25 protein-coding genes, 1 other RNA gene and 1 other annotated feature are annotated in these 21328 nt (G+C 56.3%); of the genes, 12 read left to right on the top strand and 14 right to left on the bottom strand.

Annotation, left to right across the window (positions count from 1 at the left end; genetic code table 11):
- Window positions 1-29: 29 nt before the first annotated feature.
- Entirely contained in the window at window positions 30-674 is a 645-nt protein-coding gene (gene adk / locus WFK59_RS00965; protein WP_233985085.1) for an adenylate kinase, read from the bottom strand.
- Window positions 675-779: 105 nt separating this feature from the next.
- The gene (locus tag WFK59_RS00960; RefSeq protein WP_233985086.1) at window positions 780-1664 is read right to left on the bottom strand and encodes a DUF6024 family protein; all 885 of its coding nucleotides are present in this window, start codon (window positions 1662-1664) and stop codon (window positions 780-782) included.
- Window positions 1665-1850: 186 nt separating this feature from the next.
- Here WFK59_RS00960 and WFK59_RS00955 point away from each other — a divergent pair, with 186 nt between their 5' ends.
- Complete coding sequence (locus tag WFK59_RS00955) at window positions 1851-2720, top strand: LysR substrate-binding domain-containing protein (RefSeq protein ID WP_336754808.1); 870 nt, start codon at window positions 1851-1853, stop codon at window positions 2718-2720.
- Between the two features lie 158 nt (window positions 2721-2878).
- Here the strand turns inward: WFK59_RS00955 and htpG are convergent, their stop codons facing one another.
- The 6 genes from htpG to WFK59_RS00925 all read right to left on the bottom strand — a co-directional run bounded on the left by htpG (window position 2879) and on the right by WFK59_RS00925 (window position 9171).
- The gene (gene htpG / locus WFK59_RS00950; protein WP_233985088.1) at window positions 2879-4753 is read right to left on the bottom strand and encodes a molecular chaperone HtpG; all 1875 of its coding nucleotides are present in this window, start codon (window positions 4751-4753) and stop codon (window positions 2879-2881) included.
- A 97-nt stretch (window positions 4754-4850) separates the two neighbouring features.
- Window positions 4851-5456 (bottom strand): recombination mediator RecR, encoded by a 606-nt coding sequence (gene recR / locus WFK59_RS00945; RefSeq protein ID WP_031377861.1) that lies wholly within the window; start codon window positions 5454-5456, stop codon window positions 4851-4853.
- Complete coding sequence (locus tag WFK59_RS00940; RefSeq protein WP_094121390.1) at window positions 5456-5788, bottom strand: YbaB/EbfC family nucleoid-associated protein; 333 nt, start codon at window positions 5786-5788, stop codon at window positions 5456-5458. The genes recR and WFK59_RS00940 overlap by 1 nt, the downstream gene beginning before the upstream one ends.
- Before the next feature lie 55 nt (window positions 5789-5843).
- Complete coding sequence (dnaX, locus tag WFK59_RS00935; protein WP_336754807.1) at window positions 5844-7928, bottom strand: DNA polymerase III subunit gamma/tau; 2085 nt, start codon at window positions 7926-7928, stop codon at window positions 5844-5846.
- Window positions 6441-6502 (bottom strand) — a sequence feature (DnaX frameshifting element). Its footprint overlaps the gene before it by 62 nt.
- 157 nt (window positions 7929-8085) lie before the next feature.
- Window positions 8086-8637 (bottom strand): adenine phosphoribosyltransferase, encoded by a 552-nt coding sequence (gene apt, locus WFK59_RS00930; RefSeq protein WP_233985090.1) that lies wholly within the window; start codon window positions 8635-8637, stop codon window positions 8086-8088.
- A 144-nt stretch (window positions 8638-8781) separates the two neighbouring features.
- Complete coding sequence (locus WFK59_RS00925) at window positions 8782-9171, bottom strand: DUF454 family protein (RefSeq protein ID WP_233985091.1); 390 nt, start codon at window positions 9169-9171, stop codon at window positions 8782-8784.
- Window positions 9172-9228: 57 nt separating this feature from the next.
- Between WFK59_RS00925 and priC the strand changes: the two genes are divergently transcribed.
- Genes priC through rsmS form a run of 3 tightly spaced genes read left to right on the top strand, consistent with a single transcriptional unit; the run spans window position 9229 to window position 10226 of the window.
- On the top strand, window positions 9229-9759 hold the full coding sequence (gene priC, locus WFK59_RS00920) for a primosomal replication protein PriC (protein ID WP_233985092.1): 531 nt from the start codon (window positions 9229-9231) through the stop codon (window positions 9757-9759).
- 57 nt (window positions 9760-9816) lie between these two features.
- The gene (locus tag WFK59_RS00915; protein WP_094122031.1) at window positions 9817-10062 is read left to right on the top strand and encodes a GlsB/YeaQ/YmgE family stress response membrane protein; all 246 of its coding nucleotides are present in this window, start codon (window positions 9817-9819) and stop codon (window positions 10060-10062) included.
- Between the two features lie 8 nt (window positions 10063-10070).
- Window positions 10071-10226, top strand: coding sequence for a pleiotropic regulatory protein RsmS (rsmS, locus tag WFK59_RS00910; protein WP_336754806.1), 156 nt, complete (start codon window positions 10071-10073; stop codon window positions 10224-10226).
- Here the strand turns inward: rsmS and acrR are convergent.
- Window positions 10223-10861: a multidrug efflux transporter transcriptional repressor AcrR gene (gene acrR, locus WFK59_RS00905; RefSeq protein ID WP_094122029.1), complete on the bottom strand. Its 639-nt coding sequence runs from the start codon at window positions 10859-10861 to the stop codon at window positions 10223-10225. The two genes, rsmS and acrR, sit on opposite strands and share 4 nt — an antisense overlap.
- Window positions 10862-11003: 142 nt before the next feature.
- Here acrR and WFK59_RS00900 point away from each other — a divergent pair, with 142 nt between their 5' ends.
- The 4 genes from WFK59_RS00900 to ykgO all read left to right on the top strand — a co-directional run bounded on the left by WFK59_RS00900 (window position 11004) and on the right by ykgO (window position 16055).
- Window positions 11004-12200: an efflux RND transporter periplasmic adaptor subunit gene (locus WFK59_RS00900; RefSeq protein ID WP_233985094.1), complete on the top strand. Its 1197-nt coding sequence runs from the start codon at window positions 11004-11006 to the stop codon at window positions 12198-12200.
- A gap of 16 nt (window positions 12201-12216) precedes the next feature.
- Window positions 12217-15372, top strand: coding sequence for an efflux RND transporter permease subunit (locus WFK59_RS00895; protein WP_233985095.1), 3156 nt, complete (start codon window positions 12217-12219; stop codon window positions 15370-15372).
- 276 nt (window positions 15373-15648) lie between these two features.
- On the top strand, window positions 15649-15903 hold the full coding sequence (locus tag WFK59_RS00890) for a type B 50S ribosomal protein L31 (protein ID WP_233985096.1): 255 nt from the start codon (window positions 15649-15651) through the stop codon (window positions 15901-15903).
- 11 nt (window positions 15904-15914) lie between these two features.
- Complete coding sequence (gene ykgO, locus WFK59_RS00885; RefSeq protein ID WP_233985097.1) at window positions 15915-16055, top strand: type B 50S ribosomal protein L36; 141 nt, start codon at window positions 15915-15917, stop codon at window positions 16053-16055.
- Between the two features lie 44 nt (window positions 16056-16099).
- On the opposite strand, the gene WFK59_RS00880 is transcribed toward ykgO, so the two are convergent.
- Genes WFK59_RS00880 through WFK59_RS00870 form a run of 3 tightly spaced genes read right to left on the bottom strand, consistent with a single transcriptional unit; the run spans window position 16100 to window position 18498 of the window.
- Window positions 16100-16978: a metal ABC transporter substrate-binding protein gene (locus WFK59_RS00880; protein WP_336754805.1), complete on the bottom strand. Its 879-nt coding sequence runs from the start codon at window positions 16976-16978 to the stop codon at window positions 16100-16102.
- A gap of 15 nt (window positions 16979-16993) precedes the next feature.
- On the bottom strand, window positions 16994-17833 hold the full coding sequence (locus WFK59_RS00875) for a metal ABC transporter permease (protein WP_233985099.1): 840 nt from the start codon (window positions 17831-17833) through the stop codon (window positions 16994-16996).
- A complete protein-coding gene (locus WFK59_RS00870) occupies window positions 17830-18498 on the bottom strand; it encodes a metal ABC transporter ATP-binding protein (RefSeq protein WP_233985100.1) in 669 nt (222 codons plus the stop codon). Before WFK59_RS00870 ends, WFK59_RS00875 begins: the two co-directional genes overlap by 4 nt.
- 349 nt (window positions 18499-18847) lie before the next feature.
- On the opposite strand from WFK59_RS00870, the gene WFK59_RS00865 reads away from it, so the two are divergent.
- The 3 genes from WFK59_RS00865 (at window position 18848) to WFK59_RS00855 (ending at window position 19967) form a co-directional block, all read left to right on the top strand.
- A complete protein-coding gene (locus WFK59_RS00865) occupies window positions 18848-19201 on the top strand; it encodes a hypothetical protein (protein WP_336754804.1) in 354 nt (117 codons plus the stop codon).
- Between the two features lie 147 nt (window positions 19202-19348).
- Window positions 19349-19726, top strand: coding sequence for an Hha toxicity modulator TomB (gene tomB / locus WFK59_RS00860; protein WP_031374658.1), 378 nt, complete (start codon window positions 19349-19351; stop codon window positions 19724-19726).
- Window positions 19727-19751: 25 nt separating this feature from the next.
- Window positions 19752-19967 carry an HHA domain-containing protein gene (locus WFK59_RS00855; protein WP_031374659.1) on the top strand — a complete coding sequence of 72 codons (216 nt, stop codon included), beginning with the start codon at window positions 19752-19754 and terminating at the stop codon, window positions 19965-19967.
- Between the two features lie 141 nt (window positions 19968-20108).
- Here WFK59_RS00855 and ffs read toward each other — a convergent pair.
- Window positions 20109-20205: signal recognition particle sRNA small type (gene ffs, locus WFK59_RS00850), an RNA gene on the bottom strand.
- 175 nt (window positions 20206-20380) lie between these two features.
- On the opposite strand from ffs, the gene WFK59_RS00845 reads away from it, so the two are divergent.
- Window positions 20381-20692 (top strand): MGMT family protein, encoded by a 312-nt coding sequence (locus WFK59_RS00845; RefSeq protein WP_233985101.1) that lies wholly within the window; start codon window positions 20381-20383, stop codon window positions 20690-20692.
- A 36-nt stretch (window positions 20693-20728) separates the two neighbouring features.
- Here the strand turns inward: WFK59_RS00845 and WFK59_RS00840 are convergent, their stop codons facing one another.
- On the bottom strand, window positions 20729-21286 hold the full coding sequence (locus WFK59_RS00840) for a YbaY family lipoprotein (protein WP_233985102.1): 558 nt from the start codon (window positions 21284-21286) through the stop codon (window positions 20729-20731).
- Window positions 21287-21328: the final 42 nt, after the last annotated feature.

Raw genomic sequence — 21328 nt, 5'->3', positions numbered from 1 at the left:
AGGGGCCAGTAATACCGGCCCCGATACGCTTAGCCGAGGATCTTCGCCAGCTCAGCGCTTACTTCGGTCACCTTACGGGTGCCGTCGATTTTGTGATAAGCCGTGTGGCCTGCTTCCGCTTCTTTGCTGTAGTAAGCAATTAACGGCGCGGTCATCTGATGGTATTCCACCAGGCGCTTACGCACGGTCTCTTCCTGATCGTCTTTACGGGTGGTCAGCTCTTCGCCGGTCACGTCATCTTTGCCTTCCACTTTGGGTGGATTGAAAGTGACGTGGTAAACGCGGCCTGATGGCGCGTGAACACGACGGCCAACGATACGCTCAACAATCAGTTCGTCCGGTACCGCGAACTCCAGCACGTGATCCACGGTGATCCCGGCTTCTTTCATTGCATCCGCCTGAGGAATGGTGCGCGGGAAACCGTCCAGCAGGAAACCGTTTTTGCAGTCTTCCTGAGTGATACGCTCTTTAACCAGCGCAATCACCAGCTCATCGGTTACCAGTTTGCCAGCATCCATAATGGCTTTCGCCTGGTTGCCCAGCTCGCTGCCCGCTTTTACCGCTGCACGCAACATGTCGCCGGTGGAGATTTGCGGAATGCCGTACTTCTCCATGATGAATTGGGCCTGAGTCCCCTTACCTGCGCCCGGAGCTCCGAGCAGAATAATACGCATTGCGTAAATCCCCTTGCGAATCGCATTGATCTATCTTAGAAGGCGAAGAACATACCATTATGACCCGCTCATCACAAGGAAGGGCGCGGATCGCACCCGGCTACTTTACTGCCTTTCCGGCCCGATAACAGCGCCTGTCGACCTGCCCGCGCCTTTTTCAGATTTACCGCCAGCGCCAAACAACACCTGCAATCGCTTACCCAACTGATGAGTCATATTGATGCTCTTTTTACCGCTGCCGCGCACGTTGGCATTGAGCTGCAGCCGCGCCTGCTGCGGCCATTTCACCACATCCTCTGCGTCACACAGGCTGGTGATGATTGCCGGCGGCACGCTAAAGCTGGCAAAGGGTAAACCTGGCTGGTGGCTGGAGTGCAGCACCGGCGGACCAGCAAGCGACAGCGCATCCACGGTAGCGGCGTTGTATGGCCGCCACTGCGGATCGTCAAAGCGCCGCAGCGCGTGGTTAACCGCCGTCAGAGTCAGTCCCTGCTCAAACAGACGCAGTTCACTGCGCACCAGGGTACTGAAGTCACAGGTGCGCAGCGCCACCAGCACCAGATCGCCACAGATCTCGGCATGACGATCCAGCCGGGTGACAAACAGATGCGCATCATCGATCAGGTTATGGTGCAGCACGCTGGCAAAACTTTCGCTCGCCTCAGTGACGCCCTGATTCTGGCAATCGCGCAGCGGGCGAACCCGGCCGTTCGGCAGATCGACGTGCGGTACCAGCATGATGTTGCCGGCCATCAGTGGAATTGCCGGCAGCACGTTAAGTTCGGTCACCGGATAGTGGGAGGCATAGCGGGTCTGATTGCGCGCCTGCTCCTGGCGCAGAAACAGCTGCGACAGCAGCACCCGTGCCACATGCAGCGAAGGGGCGAAGAAAAGATCAAACTGCTCCAGCTTGTAAAAACGTGACAGCGCCAGGCGCAGACGGTCGCGCGTCTCTGACGGCGTGGCAGAGGAAGAAGGGGCGTGTGCCATGGTTGTCTCGTTTTAGTTATGTTGCGAGGTAGCGGAGCGCGAAGTGAGGCGGAATCGCCGGAAAAAACACAGATAGTGGGCTGAGTCAACCCGCCAGAATCTGCCCTGTAGAGTAGGGGAATGCGGCTGGACTTTAAAATGATATAAATGAACAATCGCTGTTAGATTTTTAAACAGGGGATGAGGATGACCGGACTGCCACCGCTGAGAGCGCTGCACTATTTCCACCAGGCGGCATTACACAGCAGCTTTAGCGTGGCGGCGGATCGGCTGCACGTTACGCACAGTGCGATCAGCCACCAGGTTCGGCAGCTGGAGAGCTGGATGGGTAAGCCGCTGTTTGTCCGCGGCAACGGCCGGGTAAAGTTAACCTCACACGGTGAACGTTTGCTGCTGAGCTGCCATCAGGCGTTCAGTGAATTACTCAGCAGTTGCGAAACCATTCGTACCGACCTGCGCCAGCATATCAGCCTCTCCTGCGCCCCCAGTTTTTTATCACAGTGGCTGATTCCGCGCATCGCCAGCTTCTACCAGCGTTACCCGGAAATTGAGATCCGCTTTCAGCCGCTGACCGCGGTATCGCAGTTGCGCAGTGAACATATCGATGTGCTGATCCTGAGCCACGGCGAACCGCCTGAGGATGACATTGACGCCACGCTGGTCAGTGAAGATGAGATCGGTCCGCTGTGCGCGCCGCAGTTTGCCAGCCAGTTGCAAAACGGCAGCGATCTCTCCGCCCTGCCGCTGCTGCATGCTGATACGCGCCTGCACGCCTGGAGAGAGTGGGCGGAAAAAGCGGGCGTCAGTGGCGATTTTAGCGGCGGTAAGCATTTCGACAGCCTGACGCTGGGTATTCAGGCGGCACGCAGTGGGCTGGGGATATTAATGGCGCCGCGCCTGCTGGTCCGGCAGGAGCTGGAAGATGGCACTCTGATGGCACCGCTCGGGTTTGTCCGGGTTGAACGGGCCACCTGGATGATGACCAAACAGAGCCGGCGTCACGATCCGGCCATCAGCCTGTTCCGCGACTGGCTGCGTGAGGCTGCGCAGCCATAAAAAAGCCGGTGATGATCACCGGCTTCAGAGAACTGATAAATTCACTGCTTTTTAACCCTGAAAGCCCGCTCACACTCAGCGCTGAACGGCGTCAGCGGCAATGCGATGGGAGCAGGATATCTGCATTCAGGCCGATGAAAACCACCGGCCTGTTGTCATTATGCTGTCAGCAGCTGGTTCATGCGACGGATAAACTGGTTCGGATCGTCGAGGGTGCCGCGCTCAGCCAGCAGCGCCTGATCCAGCAGCAGTTCGATCCACTCGCCGAAGCGGGTTTCATCTTCGGTCTCCGCCACGCGTTTCACCAGCGAATGATCCGGGTTGATCTCGAAGATATACTTCACTTCCGGCACGTCCTGACCGGCGGCGGCAAACAGCTTCGCCATCTGGGTGGTCATTTCGTTGGCATCGGTGGTAACGATGGCTGGTGTGTCGGTCAGACGATGGGTCAGACGCACCTCTTTCACCCGCTCGCCCAGCAGCGTTTTCACCCGCTCAACAAACGGCTCCAGCGCTTTTTCCGCCTCTTTCTGCTCTTCGGTCTCTTCATCCGCCAGCTTGCTCAGCGACTCATCGGCTTTGCTCACCGACTGGAAGGTTTTACCGTCGAACTCCGTCAGGTAGCTCATCATCCACTCATCGATACGATCGGAGAGCAGCAGCACTTCAATACCTTTCTTGCGGAACAGCTCAAGATGCGGGCTGCTCTTCGCGGCCGCATAGCTGTCTGCGGTGATGTAGTAAATCTTCTCCTGACCTTCCACCATCCGGCTGACGTAATCCTCCAGCGAAACGGTTTGCGCCGCGCCTTCGCTCTGGGTGGTGGCAAAGCGCAGCAGTTTAGCAATCGCTTCCTGGTTAGCGTGATCTTCTGCCGGCCCCTCTTTCAGCACCAGACCGAACTCTTTCCAGAAGGTCTGATATTTTTCGCTGTCGTCTTTCGCCAGTTTTTCCAGCATCTGCAGGGTGCGTTTGGTCAGCGCGCCGCGCAGGCTCTGGGTCACACGGCTATCCTGCAGGATCTCACGGGAGACGTTCAGTGGCAGATCGTTAGAGTCGATCAGACCGCGCACAAAGCGCAGGTAGTTCGGCATGAACTGCTCGGCGTCGTCCATGATAAAGACGCGCTGTACGTAGAGTTTCAGGCCGTGCTTGTGATCGCGGTTCCACATATCGAACGGGGCACGCGCCGGGATGTAGAGCAGGCTGGTGTACTCCTGCTTGCCTTCCACACGGTTGTGGCTCCAGGCGACCGGATCGCTGAAGTCATGGGCAATGTGCTTGTAGAACTCGTGGTACTCTTCGTCGCTGATCTCAGACTTGTTGCGGGTCCACAGCGCCTGGGCTTTGTTGATTTTTTCCCAGCTGGTGCTGCCGCTCTCTTCATCTTTGCTTTCGATTTCAACCGGCAGCGCAATGTGATCGGAATATTTGCTGATGATGCTGCGAACGCGCCACGCGTCGAGGAACTCATCTTCACCTTCGCGCAGGTGCAGGGTAATTTCGGTGCCGCGATCGGCTTTCTCGATATCAGCCAGGGTATATTCGCCCTCACCCGCCGATTCCCAGTAAACGCCTTCGTCAGCTGACGCACCGGCTGCACGGGTGCGAACCGTGACCTTATCCGCCACGATAAATGCGGAGTAGAAGCCGACCCCGAACTGACCAATCAGCTGGCTGTCTTTGGCCTGATCGGAACCCAGTGATTCCAGAAACGCTTTGGTGCCCGATTTGGCGATGGTCCCGAGGTTCTCAATCACCTCGTCGCGACGCATACCGATACCGTTGTCGCTCAGCGTCAGGGTGCGGTTGTCCTTGTCAACAGAGAGACGGACGCGCAGTTCGCCGTCACCTTCATACAGGCTGGCATCGGACAGCGCACGGAAACGCAGTTTGTCTGCCGCATCCGAGGCGTTGGAAATCAGCTCACGCAGGAAAATCTCTTTGTTTGAATAGAGAGAATGGATCATCAGGTGCAGAAGTTGTTTTACTTCTGACTGAAAGCCACGGGTCTCTTGTCCTTTCATGGTCATTGCTACCTCAACAAAACAGGTTGAACAAACGTTGAGGTTGATGTGGGGATGACGGCGAGGTTTTCAAGCCGGTGTCTGTCACAACACCGGCAAGTGATTAAAATTTAATCTTGTGACGTCCGGCCAGTGAATGGGACAGCGTGGTGCCATCGACCATCTCCAGCTCACCGCCAACCGGGACACCGTGGGCGATGCGGCTGGCGTCAACGCCATACTGACCGCACAGCTCTGCAATGTAGTTGGCGGTCGCTTCCCCTTCCACCGTGGGATTGGTGGCGAGGATCACTTCCTGAATGGTTTCACTCTCCAGCCGCTGCTCCAGGCGATCCAGACCGATATCGGCCGGACCAATGCCATCCAGCGGCGACAGGTGTCCCATCAGCACAAAGTAACGACCGGCAAACTGGCCCGTTTGCTCAATGGCGTGAATATCCGCCGGACTCTCCACCACACAGATCAGTCCATTCTGCTGACGCCGAGGATTGGCGCAGATGGTGCAGATCTCCTGCTCGGTGAAGGTACGGCAATCGGCACAGTGACCGATCTCTGACATCGCCCGGGTCAGCGCCTGTGCCAGGCGCATCCCGCCGCTGCGATCGCGTTGCAGCAGCTGAAACGCCATGCGCTGCGCCGATTTCGGCCCAACGCCGGGCAGACAGCGCAGCGACTCCATCAGTGATTCAAGCAGTGGGCTGGTTTGCATCAGAACGGCATCTTGAAGCCTGGTGGCAGCTGCATACCGGAGGAGACAGAAGCCATCTTCTCTTTCTGGGTTTCATCAATGCGGCGTGCGGCATCGTTGAACGCCGCAGCGATCAGATCTTCCAGCATATCTTTGTCATCTTCCAGCAGGCTGGGATCGACTTCCACGCGGCGGCAGTTGTGCGCACCGTTGATGGTAACCTTCACCAGGCCTGCGCCTGATTCACCGGTCACTTCCAGCGCGGCGATCTCTTCCTGAACCTTAGCCATTTTGTCCTGCATCTGCTGGGCCTGTTTCATCAGGTTGCCCAATCCGCCTTTACCACCAAACATAGTTTTCTCTCTCAGCTGAGGCCACAACGCTATCGTTGAGATAGCGGCAGCGTGTTCAAACAGGTCGGATACTCTCCTCATCCAGATCGGCGTCAAAAAACCGCTGTAACGTCTGAATGTGGGTATCACAGGTGATCGACTGACGCGCCTGCGCCAGCTTCTCTTCGTAAATGGCCTGACGCCACTCCAGTGGCGTCAACACCGTTGAATTATCGTCTTCAACCACCGAGAGTTCAACTCCCTGCCCGGCGGCTTCACTCAGGGCGGCACTCAACACCTGCTGAGCGGACGCCGAATTGAGGTGGCGCTGGCTGGAACGCAGATGCAGGATAACCCCGGTTTCGGTGGTCTCTTTCCATGCGTTCAGCGCCAGCTGCTGCACCAGCTTAGGCAACGGCAGAGCGGCAATTTCCGCCGCCCAGGGATCGCGCTGCTGGGCTTCTTCCGCCAGGCGCGCCGCCAGCTCAGGGGTTTTCTCATGCTCCAGCGCAGAACGCAAGGCCTTTGGCGTGGCGACCGGTTCGGCCACCACCACCGGCTGAGTCTGCGCTTTCCAGCGATAGGCCTCTTCTTTTACCGGTGCCGCAGGCTCCCGCTCGCGGATACGCTGCTGGCTGCGCTCGGTAACCGAGGCCAGCCGCTCCAGCGCGGAGTTGGCCGGCCGCGCACCTGGCGCCGCCGGCTCACTCTTTTTTGGTTTGTTCGCTCCCTGACGCAACAACTGGGTGCGCGCCTGCAGGAGCTGACTGGTGGAACTGGAAAGCGCGCTATCGGCGGTCGGCGCTGGCGCAACGGTCGGTGACTGTGGCACCGGCTCCGGCGCGGCCATCTGCGGCTGTGCCGCGACCGGCTGCTGTGCCGCCGGTGACGGTGCTGAAGAAGATGGTGCTGCCGTACGCACTGGCGATGGCGGTGACGTCGCAGAGGATTGCGACGGCGCTACCGAGGGGCGGGGCTGCGCCGCGGCCTGCGGTGACGGCGGCTGTTCCGTCGGTGGTACCGGCGCTGATTGCTGGGTTAACGCCGGGCGGGCAATCGGTTCAGCCACCGCAGCTTTGGGATGAAACGCCAGTGCGCGCAGCAGCGTCATCTCTACGCCCATCCGGCGATCGGGCGCAATCGGCAGATCTTTGCGGCCCATCAGTAAGGTCTGATAATAGAGCTGCAGATCGGCAGGCGGCACCACGCGCGCCAGCTCACGCAGCCTGAGCGCGTTGCTTTCGTCATCGTCGTTCAGCGAGGTTGGCAGCAGTTGCACCATCGCAATCTGGTGCAGTAAGCGCAGCATTTCAACCAGCAGCGCTTCCCACTCCACGCCGCGCGATGCGGCCTGACTCAGCAGCGACATCACCTGTTGACCATCACCATCGACCAGCGCTTCCAGCAGGCCGAGCGGCTGCTCGTCGTCCAGCGTGCCGAGCATGGCGCTGACCGTGGTGCTGGTCACGGCACCCTGCCCCATCGCGATCGCCTGATCGGTGAGACTCAGGGCATCACGCATACTGCCGTCAGCGGCGCGGGCCAGCAACTGCAGCGCCCGCGTTTCGCTGTCGATCTGCTCCTGCTGCAGAACATGCTCAAGCTGCTGACGGATCTGATCGACATCCAGCGCTTTGAGATGAAACTGCAGGCAGCGGGAGAGGATCGTCACCGGCAGTTTCTGCGGATCGGTGGTCGCCAGCAAAAATTTAACGTGTGACGGTGGCTCTTCCAGCGTTTTCAGCAACGCATTGAAGCTGTGGCGCGACAGCATGTGTACTTCATCAATCAGATAGACTTTGAAGCGGCCGCGCGCCGGTGCGTACTGCACATTGTCGAGCAGATCGCGGGTGTCTTCGACTTTGGTACGCGACGCGGCATCGATCTCGATCAGATCGACAAAACGGCCCTGCTCGATCTCCCGGCAATTATCACACTGTCCACAGGGCGTGGCGGTGATTCCGGTTTCGCAGTTAAGGCCCTTAGCCAGCAGACGCGCAATGGTGGTTTTCCCTACGCCGCGTGTGCCGGAGAAGAGATATGCATGGTGGATACGTCCCAGAGACAATCCATTCGCCAGCGCCGTCAGAACATGTTCCTGACCGACAACATCAGCAAAAGCCTGGGGACGCCATTTTCGCGCAAGTACCTGATAGCTCATGTGGATTCGACGAAGTTGGATGGAAAAGATGAGCGCAGACGCTCTGCAACCCCTGTACAGGATTGCAGTAGTCTAACAGCTACGCTTTTGCCTGGCACTCGTTATCTTGAACGAGAAGGCGTGACGACCCTGCCGCATGACAGGGTCGAAAAAAGGCTTAATGGCCGGGGAAATTGACCAGGCTGTAGCTCTCAACACCGAGGGCTTTCAGACGCGTTTCACCGGTCAGATCGAACAGGTTAATAATGAAAGCGGCATCCCGGACTTCGCCGCCTGCGCGACGAATCAGTTTGACGGTGGCTTCAATGGTGCCGCCGGTCGCCAGCAGATCGTCCACCACCAGCACCACGTCGCCCGGCTGAATCGCATCTTTGTGCAGTTCCAGCCGATCGGTGCCGTACTCCAGCTCGTAAGCCTCGCTGTAGGTTTCACGCGGTAGCTTACCCGGCTTACGCACCGGGACAAACCCTACGCCCAACCCTAACGCCACTGGCGCGCCGAACAGAAAACCGCGCGCTTCGGTGCCGACCACTTTAGTGATGCCTTTATCACGATAGCGCTCAACCAGCAGCGCAATTGACGCGGCATAGGCTTTAGGATCTTCCAGCAGACTGGTCACGTCACGAAACAGGATGCCCGGCTTCGGATAATCAGGAATGCTTTTAATGCTGTTTTTAATGAATTCAAGCTGCTGCGCAGTGTCGGTCATAATGATACGCCTGGTAAAAAATTCTGTTTCGCGCAGCTTCAATAGCGCCAATACCTGGTAAAAGGCTCAGCGGAAGTCAATTCACAAAGGGAAGCCACGCACGAAGACGCCCAAATCTAAGCAAATGACCGGATAAATGCAACTTTATCGCGGCGGTGGCGGCGCATCCGCTGTTTCTGACACCACCGGAATCCGCCACATAAACAGCAGCAGTATCGTCAGCATCACCAGCAGCAGAATCCGTATCCACCACAGATGGACCAGCGCAATTGAAATGGCAAAAGTCACCACAATCAGGCAGATAGCGCGCCCTTTCGCACCGGGCGGCATGGCGCGATGCTGCTGCCAGTGGCGCAGATAACGCCCGAACGGCGAGCGCCACAGCAGCCAGTGATGAAAGCGCGGCGATGAGCGGGCAAAGCACCAGGCGGCCAACAGCATAAATGGCGTGGTAGGTAATAATGGTAATACAATGCCCAGGGTCCCCAGCATAATCGCCAGCCAGCCGAGGGTTAATAACAGAATGCGTTGCATGAATGCCGCCCAACTCTTTCCTCATCCGCCTACGTTAGCACAACGGAGCCTGACGGCATGAGCGCGATCTCCGCACAACAGCGTCTGCAGCAGGCACTTATTGCGCTACGTCAGGATATCGCGGCACATCCCGACGGACACTGTCGCCTGCCGCGCTTCGACAGTCAGCTGTTCCGCACCAAAGGAACCCGCCTCGCCGACTATCTGGCTGAGGTGGAGCAGAATTTTACCCGGCTATGCGACAGCGCCAGCGATCTGGTCCGTAGCGCCTGGCTGGCCGAACGACTGGTCGATCAGGTGGCGGCATTGCAACGTGAAGCGAGCACCCAGCAGCTGCGTACCCGGCGTGAAAAGCCACTGAGCAATCCTCGCGCCGTCAAATATCAGGAATATCGTGAATATGAGCGGCGGCTGCTGGCGATGATTGATCAGCGCGAACAGCGACTGGCGCTGGCGGAAACGCTGGCGGTTCAGCATCAGCTGAAGCAGGATCTGGAGACATTAGAGGGCCGTCTGGCACGCTGTCGGCAGGCGATTCGCTCGGTAGAATGGGCATTATCGCTGCGCGGCGGTCAGCAGGAGGAATAAAGCGCAGCGGCAAAAAAGCGCTTCTATACTCGATAGGGTTCGGCACGGAGAAAAATAATGGGTTTACTGATCTGGCTACTCTGCGGATTGCTGTTAGGGTTGCTTAAACGCATCGTGATGCCGGGCCGGCCGGGTGGCCTGTTTGCGACTCTGACGCTGTCGATGATTGGCGCGCTGATTGGCGGATACATTGCCAGCTATTTTGAACTGGGTAGCCTGGCGACGCTGCACATCGGCGCATTAGGCATGGCGATTGCCGGTTCCCTGTTAATGCTGCTGGTGGCAGCGAAACTGCGTATATAGGAGGAGAGATGTCACTGGAGAATGCCCCGGATGACGTTAAACTGGCGGTGGATCTGATTCAGTTACTGGAAGAGCATCAGTTGCCGGTTGAAACCGTGCTGTCGGCGCTGGCAATAGTGCAGCGCGATTTTGAGAACAAACGTGACTGCCAGCCACCGCCTTAGCCGCGGGCGGTCAGGGTCGGGCTGAGGCGAAGCATATCGATAAAGGCATCCACCAGCGCAGGCGCATCGCCGGCTAAATCGAAACTTTCTGGCGTAAACAGCCAGCTTTCCATCATGCCATTAACGTAACCGCGCATAATCAGCGCCGCCTGGCGGGTATTGAGGCTACCCGGAAGCTGTTCCGCTTCGATGCACTGACGCAGCACATCTTCAATTTTGTCGTAGCATTCGAGCAGTAAGCTCTGCTGGATATTCTTCAGCGCCGCCATCTCGCCAACAAACTCGCATTTATGGAAAATAATCTCCATCAGTGCGCGGCGTTGCGGATCGTTTGCTGTTGCGTCAAAGATATAGACCAACATGGCGCGTAAAACAGAGAGTGGATCGCCGGGATATTTTGTTTGATACTCAAGTTCCACATTATCCAGCCCGGCATCACAGCGAAGCCAGATTTCATGCAAAACATCAGCTTTGTTTTTGAAATGCCAGTAGATGGCTCCCCGCGTGACGCTGGCCGCTGAAGCAATATCCGCCAGTGAAGTGGCAGAAACGCCCTGTTGTGAAAACAGGATGACGGCGGCATCGAGAATTTGATGCCGTGTTTCAAGTGCTTGCGCTTTGGTTTTTCGTGCCATAGGGGGCTTTTTTTACAGACGTGTAAGTTTACATACATTTGTGAATGTATGTACCATAGCATGACCCGCGATTTGACGCAGCAATGGGTTCTTCGGATTGTGATCCATTGATCAATTGATATCGGACACTAGAGGTTTATTTATGAATAAAATCAGAGGATTATCGCCTCTGGCGGCCGTCCTGATGCTATCAGGCAGCTTTTTGTTAACAGGATGTGATAACAATAAATCCGAACAAGCCGCCCAACAACAGGCGCCAGAAGTGGGCGTTGTCACCTTAAAAGCCGAACCGCTGAAAATTTCCACCGAACTGCCTGGCCGTACCTCTGCATATCGCGTGGCTGAAGTCCGTCCTCAGGTTTCCGGTATCATTCTGAAGCGTAATTTTATTGAAGGCAGCGATGTCAAAGCGGGTCAGTCGCTTTATCAGATCGATCCTGCAACCTACCAGGCCGCTTATGACAGCGCAAAAGGCGATCTGGTGCAGGCAGAAGCCAATGCCCGTATCGCTCAACTGACCGTTAAACGTTATAAGCCGCTGCTGGGCACCAAATATATCAGTCAGCAGGATTATGACACTGCCGTGGCTACCGCCGCGCAAAACGATGCCGCGGTTCAGGTCGCCAAAGCCAACGTTGAGACGGCCCGCATTAACCTGGCCTATACCAAAGTTACCTCCCCTATCAGCGGCCGCATCGGCAAATCATCGGTCACCGAAGGTGCGCTGGTGCAGAGCGCACAAACCACCGCGCTGGCCACCGTGCAACAACTCGACCCGATGTACGTTGACGTCACCCAGTCGAGCGAAGATTTCATGCGCTTACGTTCCGAACTGGAGTCAGGTCAGCTGAAGCAGAACGATGGCAAAGCCAACGTAACGTTACTGATGCAGAACGGCAGCAGCTACGCCCAGCCGGGTACGCTGGAGTTCTCTGACGTGACCGTTGATGAAACCACCGGTTCTATTACCCTGCGCGCCATCTTCCCGAACCCGAACCATGTGCTGTTACCTGGCATGTTTGTTCGCGCCCGTCTGGATGAAGGCACCAACCCAAGCGCGCTGCTGGTACCGCAACAGGCGGTCACCCGTACGCCAACCGGTCAGGCGACCGTGATGGTCGTGGGTGCGGATAATAAAGTGGAATCACGTACCGTGACCGCCACGCAAGCAATTGGCGATAAGTGGTTAGTGACCGACGGTGTGAAAGCAGGTGAACGTGTGATCAGTACCGGTCTGCAACGCGCCAAGCCGGGTGCACAGGTTACTCCACAAGAAGTCTCAGACGATGCTAAAGCTGCGCCCGATGCAAAGTCGCAGTCTGATAAGTCATCGTCATAACAGGAGCCGTTGATTCATGGCTAAGTTCTTTATCGATCGCCCCATCTTTGCGTGGGTGCTCGCCATCATCATCATGATGGTCGGTGCGCTATCGATTCTCAAACTGCCGATCGAGCAATATCCCAATGTTGCGCCGCCGGCGATTGAGATTCAGGCCACCTACCCAGGTGCGGATGCGAAAACACTGCAGGATTCGGTGACCCAGGTCATCGAACAGAATATGAACGGCATCGACGGACTGATGTATATGTCCTCGAGCAGCGACTCATCCGGTACTCTGACCCTGACTATCTCGTTTGAGTCCGGCACCGATCCGGATATTGCGCAGGTTCAGGTGCAGAACAAACTGCAACTGGCGACGCCGTTACTGCCGCAGGAAGTGCAACAGCAGGGGATTCAGGTTAAAAAATCTTCCAGCAGCTTCCTGATGGTGGCCGGTTTCATCAGTGATGATGACAATATGACGCAGAATGATATTTCTGACTATATTGCCTCTACCATCAAAGATCCGCTTAGCCGTACCAAGGGCGTGGGTGACACTCAGGTGTTTGGTGCCCAGTACGCAATGCGTATCTGGATGGACCCGCACAAGCTGAACAACTACAACCTGACGCCGGTTGATGTGATCAGTGCGCTGAATACTCAGAATACCCAGGTAGCAGCCGGTCAGCTCGGTGGTACACCACCGGTGCCAGGCCAGCAGCTGAACGCCTCTATCATTGCGCAAACCCGTCTGACCTCTACCGATGAGTTCGGCAAAATTCTGCTCAAGGTGAATGAGGATGGCTCGCAGGTGCGTCTGCGTGACGTGGCGAAGATTGAACTCGGCGCTGAAAACTACGATATCGTAGCCCGGTATAACGGCAAACCGGCTTCCGGTATCGGTATCAAACTGGCGACCGGCGCCAATGCGCTCGATACCGCTAACGCGGTGAAAGCTGAACTGGCCCGGATGCAGTCTACGTTCCCGGCCGGTATGAAGGTTGTTTATCCTTATGACACCACCCCATTTGTGAAGATCTCCATCTTCGAAGTGGTGAAAACGCTGTTAGAAGCGATTGTGCTGGTGTTCCTGGTAATGTACCTGTTCCTGCAGAACTTCCGCGCCACGCTGATCCCGACGATCGCCGTGCCGGTGGTGCTGTTAGGTACCTTCGCCGTTATCAGCGCCTTTGGCTATTCAATAAACACCCTGACGATGTTCGCGATGGTGCTGGCTATCGGCCTGCTGGTGGATGACGCCATCGTGGTGGTCGAGAACGTTGAGCGCGTCATGGCGGAAGAGGGACTGCCGCCTAAAGAAGCGACCAAACGGTCAATGGAGCAGATTCAGGGCGCACTGGTCGGTATCGCCCTGGTGCTGGCAGCCGTATTTATCCCGATGGCCTTCTTTGGGGGTTCAACCGGGGTTATCTACCGCCAGTTCTCTATTACTATCGTTTCGGCGATGGCCCTGTCGGTGCTGGTTGCGTTCATTCTGACGCCAGCGCTGTGTGCCACCATGCTGAAGCCGGTTAAAAAAGGCGAACACGGCCAGACCACCGGTTTCTTCGGCTGGTTTAACCGTATGTTCGATAAGAGCACTAACCACTATGTGGATAGCGTAGGCCATATCGTTCGCAGCACTGGCCGCTATATGCTGATCTATCTGGTGATTGTGGTGGGCATGGCGTTTCTGTTCCTGCGCTTACCGACCTCATTCCTGCCGGAAGAGGACCAGGGCTTGCTGCTGGCACAGGCGCAGTTGCCTGCTGGCGCAACCCAGGAACGTACCCAGAAAGTACTGGACCAGGTGACCGATTACTTCCTGACGAAAGAGAAGGATTCGGTGAAGTCGGTGTTTACCGTTAACGGCTTTGGTTTTGCCGGTCGTGGACAGAATACCGGTATCGCCTTCGTCAGTCTGAAGCCGTGGGATGAGCGTGGCAGCAGCGATCTGAAAGTGCCGGCGATTGCGGGCCGTGCCATGCAGGCGCTGGGCGCGATCAAAGATGCGATGGTCATTCCATTCAACCTGCCCGCGATTATCGAACTGGGTAATGCCACCGGCTTCGACTTTGAGCTGATTGACCAGAATAACCTGGGTCACGAAAAGCTCACCGAAGCACGTAATCAGCTGTTCGGTATGATCGCTCAGCATCCGGATACGCTGGTCGGCGTACGTCCTAACGGCATGGAAGATACACCGCAGTACAAGCTGATTATCGATCAGGAGAAAGCGCAGGCACTGGGCGTTTCCCTGAGTGATATCAACACTACGCTGGCGGCCTCGTGGGGCGGCTCTTACGTCAATGACTTCATCGACCGCGGTCGCGTGAAGAAAGTGTACGTAATGGGACGTGCGGATTCCCGTATGCTGCCGGACGACATTGGTAAGTGGTATGTGCGCAACAGCAGCGGAACCATGGTGCCCTTCTCTGCCTTCTCGTCAGCAAAATGGCAATATGGTTCACCGCGTCTTGAGCGTTACAACGGTCTGCCAGCGATGGAGATCCTCGGACAGGCTGCGCCAGGTAAGAGCTCCGGTACGGCAATGGATCTGATGGAAGAGCTGGCCTCGAAGCTGCCTGCCGGTATCGGTTATGACTGGACCGGAATGTCCTATCAGGAACGGCTGTCAGGCAACCAGGCACCTGCGTTGTATGCCATCTCGCTGATTGTGGTCTTCCTCTGTCTTGCGGCGTTGTACGAGAGCTGGTCGATTCCGTTCTCCGTTATGCTGGTGGTGCCACTCGGGGTCATCGGTGCACTGATCTTCACTACGCTGCGTGGATTAAGTAATGACGTCTACTTTGTGGTGGGGTTACTGACAACCATTGGCCTCTCGACGAAGAACGCCATCCTGATCGTCGAATTTGCTAAAGATCTGATGGATAAAGAGGGCAAAGGATTGGTTGAGTCGACGCTGGAAGCCTGTCGTATGCGTCTGCGTCCTATCCTGATGACCTCGCTGGCGTTTATTCTCGGCGTACTGCCACTGGCGATCAGTACCGGTGCCGGTTCAGGTTCGCAGAACGCCGTTGGTACCGGCGTGGTCGGTGGTATGGTTACCGCGACCTTACTGGTTATCTTCTTCGTTCCGGTGTTCTTCGTGGTGGTCCGTCGCCGCTTTAATAAGAACAAATCGGAAATCGAAAAAGGTCACCCGGTTGAACACAACCCGACTCACTAATGCTTACTGAGTAGTGAAAAGGTAAAAGGCCGCGCAAGCGGCCTTTTTTATTTCTGTTTGCCGGACGGCGGCTGTCTGGTTTTCCCTTTTGCTGCGCTGACGCTTTTGCCCCGACCTTTGCCTGTACCTGGCCTTTCCTGCTCCGTTACCCTTTTTCTGCGCTGACGTTACTACGCCGTTGCCTGCCCTTGCGGCTTCCGATCCTGCCGACGGTTGCAATCCCGGTAAACCCGGCGCATAATATTGTTATATTATAACATTACATAGGTGAGTATTATGAAAGCGAATATCCATCCCGACTATCGCCATGTGGTTTTCCATGACACCTCGGCGGACGTCTGGTTCAAAATCGGTTCGACCATCCGCACTGACCGCACCGTGGAATTTGAAGGCGAAACCCTGCCTTACGTCACGCTTGATGTGTCGTCAGCCTCGCATGTGTTCTATACCGGTAAGCAGAAAGATTTTGCCAAAGAGGGCAGTACCGCTCGCTTTAACCAGCGTTTTGGTCGCTTTCTGGGCCGTAAGTAAGGGAGAGGATCATGCAGGTATTAAGCTCGCTGCGCTCAGCAAAAAGTCGCCACCGGGATTGCAAAGTGGTGCGCCGTAAAGGCCGTATTTACGTCATTTGCAAATCAAATCCGCGCTTCAAGGCGGTGCAGGGAAGAAAGAAAAAACGCTAGTTTATGTCGTGATGAGTGGCCGGGGATTCCCGGCCTTTTTATCACTATTGCATACTCTTCAGCATCGCATTTACGTTGTGTCTGAATGCCGCTTCATAGGTTGGTGCCGGACCGGTCGCCGGTGACAACGCCTCGGGATAGAGCTCGCCGCCTGGCTGGGCACCGGTCGCGCTGGCAATCTGCTTCACCAGTCGCGGATCGGTCTGGTTCTCAATAAAGTAACGCTGGATATGCTGCTGTTTCAGCTGTGAGATCAGGCTGCCAACTTCACTGGCACTGGCCTCTGACTCGGTGGAGAAACCGACCGGCGCCAGGAAGGTGACGCCATATCGCTGACCAAAATAGCCAAACGCATCGTGGCTGGTCAGCACTTTACGTCGTCCGGCGGGCACCCGGTCAAACGCCGTTTTCGCCCAGAGGTCCAGCGCCTGCAGCTGCTGAATGTAGTTTTCACCACGCTGACGAATCTGCGCGGCATCCTCCGGGTCAGCCATGACCAGCGCATTCATCACGTTGGTGGCGTAAATTACGCCGTTCTGCATACTGTTCCAGGCGTGGGGATCGGTGATGGTTTTCCCCTCTTCCTCCATGCTGCGCGTGGTGATGCCGGTTGAGGCCACCACCGGCTGCCCGCGATAGCCCGACGCGCTGACCAGCCGGTCCATCCACCCTTCCAGCCCTAAACCGCTGACAAACACCAGATCGGCTTTCGCCAATGCCTGACTGTCCTGTGGCGTCGGTTCGAAGGTGTGCGGGTCGCCATCCGGCCCGACCAGGCTTTTAACCCTGACATGATCACCACCAACCTGTTTTACGATATCTGCCAGCACGGTAAAACTGGCTACCACATTCACCGTTTTTGCCATGGCTAATGGCGCGGCAAACAGCGCGGCGAGCGCCAGACTAACCGGTAATTTCTTCATAGCTACCCCTTACGTTTAATGGCGGCGCAAAATGCCACCGCACGGCCCTGTCAGAATCGAAAGAAAAAACAGCATGGCGGCGCTCAGCACCACGGCGGGTCCGGCCGGCAGCGAAAAGTGCCAGGAGAGCATCAGCCCCGCCAGCGCCGAGATCACCGCCATCAGAATGGCAATCGCCAGCATCGCGGCGAGATGGCGGCTCCAGAACCGGGCGCTGGCGGCGGGCAGCATCATTAATCCCACCGACATCAGCGTGCCGAGCACCTGAAAACCCGCCACCAGATTCAGCACCACCAGCATCAGAAACAGACCATGCACCAGCGGCGCGCTCCATCTGCCCTGCGCGCGCAGGAAGTCACTGTCAAAAGCGTCAATCACCAGCGGGCGATAGAGTATCGCCAGCAGGATCAGGGTAAAGGCGGCGATACCGCCGACCAGCAGCAGCGCACCGTTATCCACCGCCAGCAGCGACCCGAACAGCACATGCAGCAGATCCACGCTTGAACCGCGCAGTGAGACCAGCGTGACGCCAAGTGCCAGCGAACCCAGATAAAAACCGGCGAAGCTGGCATCTTCTTTCAGCGGCGTATAACGACTGACCGCCCCGGAGAGCAGCGCCACCGCCAGCCCGGCAATCAGGCCGCCAATGCCCATCGCCACCAGCGAAAGGCCGGAGATCAGGTAACCGATAGCGGCACCCGGTAACACCGCATGGGACAGCGCATCGCCAATCAGGCTCATGCGACGTAACGAAAGGAACACACCCAGCGGAGTCGCGCTGACCGCCAGTGCGATACAGGCCACCAGCGCACGTCGCATAAAACCAAATTCGATAAAGGGCTGAATCAGCGTCACGGTGCCACCTTCTGCATTGCTGAACCGGCGACTGGCGTCTGGCTGAAGGTGCCGTCATCCATCGACAGCACCTCGCTGAAGTAGCGCGCGACCAGAGGACGGTCGTGCAGCACCACCAGCAAGGTGGTGCCCGCCTGCTGCTGTTGCTCCAGGATCGACATCAGTAATGTCACGGTCTGGCTGTCAATGCCGTTAAAGGGTTCATCCAGCAACCACAGCCGGCTACGCTGCAGCATCAGTCGGGCAAACAGCACGCGTTGCAGTTGTCCACCGGATAAAGTAACCGGCTGCGCATCGGCGTACTCTGCCATCTGCACCGCTTCCAGCGCCTGCCAGATCTCCCGACGTAATGCCCGATGAATGCCGCCAAACCAGCCGCAGCGCGGCCAGCAACCGATCGAAACCAGTTCATATACCGTCAGCGGAAAACGGGTTTCCAGTTCACTACGCTGAGGCAGCCAGCCGGTATCACGGCGGGTGACCTGCAGCTGGCACCGCCCTTTTACGGGCGGTAGCAGCCCGGCGATGGTCTTTAGCAGCGTTGACTTGCCGCTGCCGTTAGCGCCGACCAGCGCGGTCATGCTACCCGGCACGATCTGACCGTTTATTTCCGGTGTCACCTGCTGTCCCTGGTAACCCGCCTGTAGCCCGTGAAACACAATCATCCGCTGATTCCCCACCACATGGCTGCCGTCAGTAGGGCGATGAAGAGCATCGCCACGGCCAGTCGTCCACCCAGTGACATTAACAGTCCACTCTGCCGCATCTTTTCACCATTATGTTATAACATAACAACTATACTATCTGATGTTGCCGCCCGGCAACCTGCCCAATGTGTATCAAAAAATATATTTAATCCGGCGGCGAGTCGGTCCCGATGCAGGCAGCATGGCGATGACGTCAGGTTTATCGTAGGGAAAATGCCCGAAATCGACAATTTCATTCGCGGCTGGCTTGCAAAGCGGTTGCAGAAAACCAATGATAGGTTTATCAACTGTTATTAACGGATCGGTTATGCTGTCACGAATTGAATGCGATATTGCACAGGACGAATCGGACTGCGCAAAAATAGCAGCGATTGTTCAGCGGAATATTCTCAAAATATCGGATGGGCTGGTAGGCGATTTACACTGGTATTCACAAGATGCCCGATTAGTTCCAGGCAGCCTGAAAATTATTTCTGTGGAAAAGCAGGGGCCCAATAGTTTTAAGTTACTTTACGATTATGCCTGGAATTTATTTAGTCCCTGCCTGGATCTAAATGAAACCGTTAGCCAGTCAGAACGGGTTTCCTTTCATATTGAGCCCGGTGCGCTTGTGTTTGATGTGATCGGCAACCAGCGGCCTTCGCCCGCCGACGAATTGTAATATTTAGTAATGGAGGTGAGCAGAACTAATGGTTTTACACTATATTTGACGAATCCCGTTTAATAACTGCCTGATAAATCGCTTCCTGGCCGCTTTACCCTATATCGCCGCCGCGCGGCAACTGTGCTAGCTATGGAGGGGAAAAAGATGGACGAATACTCACCGAAACGGCATGATATTGCCCAGCTTAAATACCTGTGTGAGAGTCTGTTTGACGAGAGCATGGCAACATTAACGGATAGCCATCACGGCTGGGTTAATGATCCCACTTCTGAAAGCAATTTACAGCTCAACGATTTGATCGAGCATATCGCCTCTTTCACCATGAATTACAAAATTAAGCACGTTGAAGATGAAGCGCTGATTTCGCAAATCGATGAATATCTTGATGATACCTTTATGTTGTTCAGCAACTATGGTGTCAATACTCAGGATCTGCAACGGTGGCAACGTTCAGCTAAACGCTTATTTAACCTGTTCACTGAAGAGTGCGCTTTTCTCCAGCAACCGAGCCATTCATTATAAGTACTGACGTGAGAACGGTTTATTTATGAACAAAAACCTGACTAAAACGGATTATTTGATGCGACTGCGTCGTTGTCGCTCAATCGATACCCTTGAAAGGGTCATTGAAAAAAACAAGTATGAATTACCTGAAGATGAGTTAGCGGTATTTTACTCAGCGGCCGATCATCGCCTGGCTGAACTGACGATGAACAAGCTTTACGATAAAGTACCAGGTTCGGTGTGGAAATTTGTGCGTTAATTTGCACAACCCTTTCGTTCGATTGCCTCATCCTAAGCATTTAATACTCTCGCCTGCCGGCAATGGATCGGCCTCAGGCGAGTTTCGCCTGTCTGGAATCTGATAAGGGATAGGTTATGCGGGAGATAAAAATGGTGGGGGCCCTGCCAGCTACATCCCGGCACACGCGTCACCTGCTGCGGCTGCTTCCTTCCGGACCTGACCGAGTTCACAAGCTAGCATTGCGGGAGAACCAACAGGGCCCCCATTGACAAGCCCTCATTTCGAGAGCGCAGGCATTATCGGGGAAGGCCCTGGCAATTGCAAGCGCAGTCGGGACGACCGTTGGTTTCTTGAACAACCCACAGTTTGCCGCGTATCACTGGGGTTTGACGTGGTAAAGTTGACGCCCTTTTTCCAGACGGGATAAGCAGATGGATCAGCCTGACAGTTTTCAGCAACGCATCTGGCAAATTGTTGCCGCGATTCCTGCGGGCCAGGTCGCGACCTACGGCGATGTCGCGCTGCTAGCGGGCTCTCCACGCGCCGCCCGTCAGGTCGGCGGTGTACTGAGTCGCCTGCCGCAGGGCAGCACCCTGCCCTGGCATCGGGTGGTTAACCGGCATGGGGCGATCTCGCTTCAGGGGGACGGACTGTTTCGTCAGCGCGATGCGCTGGAGGCGGAAGGTGTAGTGGTGAGTGATGATGGCCGCATCGACCTTGAGGCCTACCGCTGGCGCTTTTAAGCCCGAAAAGGGGCGACAGAGTCGCCCCACAGTAAGTTACATGCTGGTCGGGGCTGGCACAGAAGCGGACGGCGTCACCTGAGTCGGTGATGTCGACGGCACGGTGGTCGCGGCACCCGGCTGGGTTGGCATCGCCATTGACGGTACCGGCACCAGCAGCAGCTCAGCTTTGGTGCCACCCTGGTTAATCACTGGCTTCACGCCTTCGGTAATAAAGGCCAGCTTGCCATCAATCGAGATAGCGGCGCTCAGCAGAATACGCGCGTTCGGCTGAATGTCGGCTGGGTTAAACGGCAGCACGAACTGGAACGGTGCCTGTTTACCTTCGGTGCGTACCACGCGCTGTGACAACACTTTCGATGGCGCATCGGCCACAGAGGCGTCAGAGAGCGTCACGGTGAGCACCGCATCCGGCGGCAGCGCAATACGCTGTCGGATATAGACCGAACCGCTGACGTTAGGCTGCGCAATCGCCGCCTGCTGTCCCGCCACGGCCGAGCCCAACGTTGGAGTTGGTACCGGTTTACCTTTGTCGGCGCATCCTGCAACAGCCACCGCCATAACTACCCCACTGAACACATGCCAGAGTTTCATTGATGTCGTCTCCTTTTGATCAAAATGATTTTCGGCAGCGAA

It is taken from the genome of Pantoea sp. USHLN298 (assembly GCF_037149395.1).
GTDB classification, from domain to species: domain Bacteria; phylum Pseudomonadota; class Gammaproteobacteria; order Enterobacterales; family Enterobacteriaceae; genus Pantoea; species Pantoea astica.
The sequence above is the reverse complement of the archived record's forward strand: the minus strand, read 5'-3'. Positions and strand labels throughout refer to the sequence as shown.

Bases quoted from the DNA above. Each gene is read 5' to 3' on its own strand.
- adk (WP_233985085.1), bottom strand. From the start codon at position 674: ATGCGTATTATTCTGCTCGGAGCTCCGGGCGCAGGTAAGGGGACTCAG.
- WFK59_RS00960 (WP_233985086.1), bottom strand. From the start codon at position 1,664: ATGGCACACGCCCCTTCTTCCTCTGCCACGCCGTCAGAGACGCGCGAC.
- WFK59_RS00955 (WP_336754808.1), top strand. From the start codon at position 1,851: ATGACCGGACTGCCACCGCTGAGAGCGCTGCACTATTTCCACCAGGCG.
- htpG (WP_233985088.1), bottom strand. From the start codon at position 4,753: ATGACCATGAAAGGACAAGAGACCCGTGGCTTTCAGTCAGAAGTAAAA.
- recR (WP_031377861.1), bottom strand. From the start codon at position 5,456: ATGCAAACCAGCCCACTGCTTGAATCACTGATGGAGTCGCTGCGCTGT.
- WFK59_RS00940 (WP_094121390.1), bottom strand. From the start codon at position 5,788: ATGTTTGGTGGTAAAGGCGGATTGGGCAACCTGATGAAACAGGCCCAG.
- dnaX (WP_336754807.1), bottom strand. From the start codon at position 7,928: ATGAGCTATCAGGTACTTGCGCGAAAATGGCGTCCCCAGGCTTTTGCT.
- apt (WP_233985090.1), bottom strand. From the start codon at position 8,637: ATGACCGACACTGCGCAGCAGCTTGAATTCATTAAAAACAGCATTAAA.
- WFK59_RS00925 (WP_233985091.1), bottom strand. From the start codon at position 9,171: ATGCAACGCATTCTGTTATTAACCCTCGGCTGGCTGGCGATTATGCTG.
- priC (WP_233985092.1), top strand. From the start codon at position 9,229: ATGAGCGCGATCTCCGCACAACAGCGTCTGCAGCAGGCACTTATTGCG.
- WFK59_RS00915 (WP_094122031.1), top strand. From the start codon at position 9,817: ATGGGTTTACTGATCTGGCTACTCTGCGGATTGCTGTTAGGGTTGCTT.
- rsmS (WP_336754806.1), top strand. From the start codon at position 10,071: ATGTCACTGGAGAATGCCCCGGATGACGTTAAACTGGCGGTGGATCTG.
- acrR (WP_094122029.1), bottom strand. From the start codon at position 10,861: ATGGCACGAAAAACCAAAGCGCAAGCACTTGAAACACGGCATCAAATT.
- WFK59_RS00900 (WP_233985094.1), top strand. From the start codon at position 11,004: ATGAATAAAATCAGAGGATTATCGCCTCTGGCGGCCGTCCTGATGCTA.
- WFK59_RS00895 (WP_233985095.1), top strand. From the start codon at position 12,217: ATGGCTAAGTTCTTTATCGATCGCCCCATCTTTGCGTGGGTGCTCGCC.
- WFK59_RS00890 (WP_233985096.1), top strand. From the start codon at position 15,649: ATGAAAGCGAATATCCATCCCGACTATCGCCATGTGGTTTTCCATGAC.
- ykgO (WP_233985097.1), top strand. From the start codon at position 15,915: ATGCAGGTATTAAGCTCGCTGCGCTCAGCAAAAAGTCGCCACCGGGAT.
- WFK59_RS00880 (WP_336754805.1), bottom strand. From the start codon at position 16,978: ATGAAGAAATTACCGGTTAGTCTGGCGCTCGCCGCGCTGTTTGCCGCG.
- WFK59_RS00870 (WP_233985100.1), bottom strand. From the start codon at position 18,498: ATGATTGTGTTTCACGGGCTACAGGCGGGTTACCAGGGACAGCAGGTG.
- WFK59_RS00865 (WP_336754804.1), top strand. From the start codon at position 18,848: ATGCTGTCACGAATTGAATGCGATATTGCACAGGACGAATCGGACTGC.
- tomB (WP_031374658.1), top strand. From the start codon at position 19,349: ATGGACGAATACTCACCGAAACGGCATGATATTGCCCAGCTTAAATAC.
- WFK59_RS00855 (WP_031374659.1), top strand. From the start codon at position 19,752: ATGAACAAAAACCTGACTAAAACGGATTATTTGATGCGACTGCGTCGT.
- WFK59_RS00845 (WP_233985101.1), top strand. From the start codon at position 20,381: ATGGATCAGCCTGACAGTTTTCAGCAACGCATCTGGCAAATTGTTGCC.
- WFK59_RS00840 (WP_233985102.1), bottom strand. From the start codon at position 21,286: ATGAAACTCTGGCATGTGTTCAGTGGGGTAGTTATGGCGGTGGCTGTT.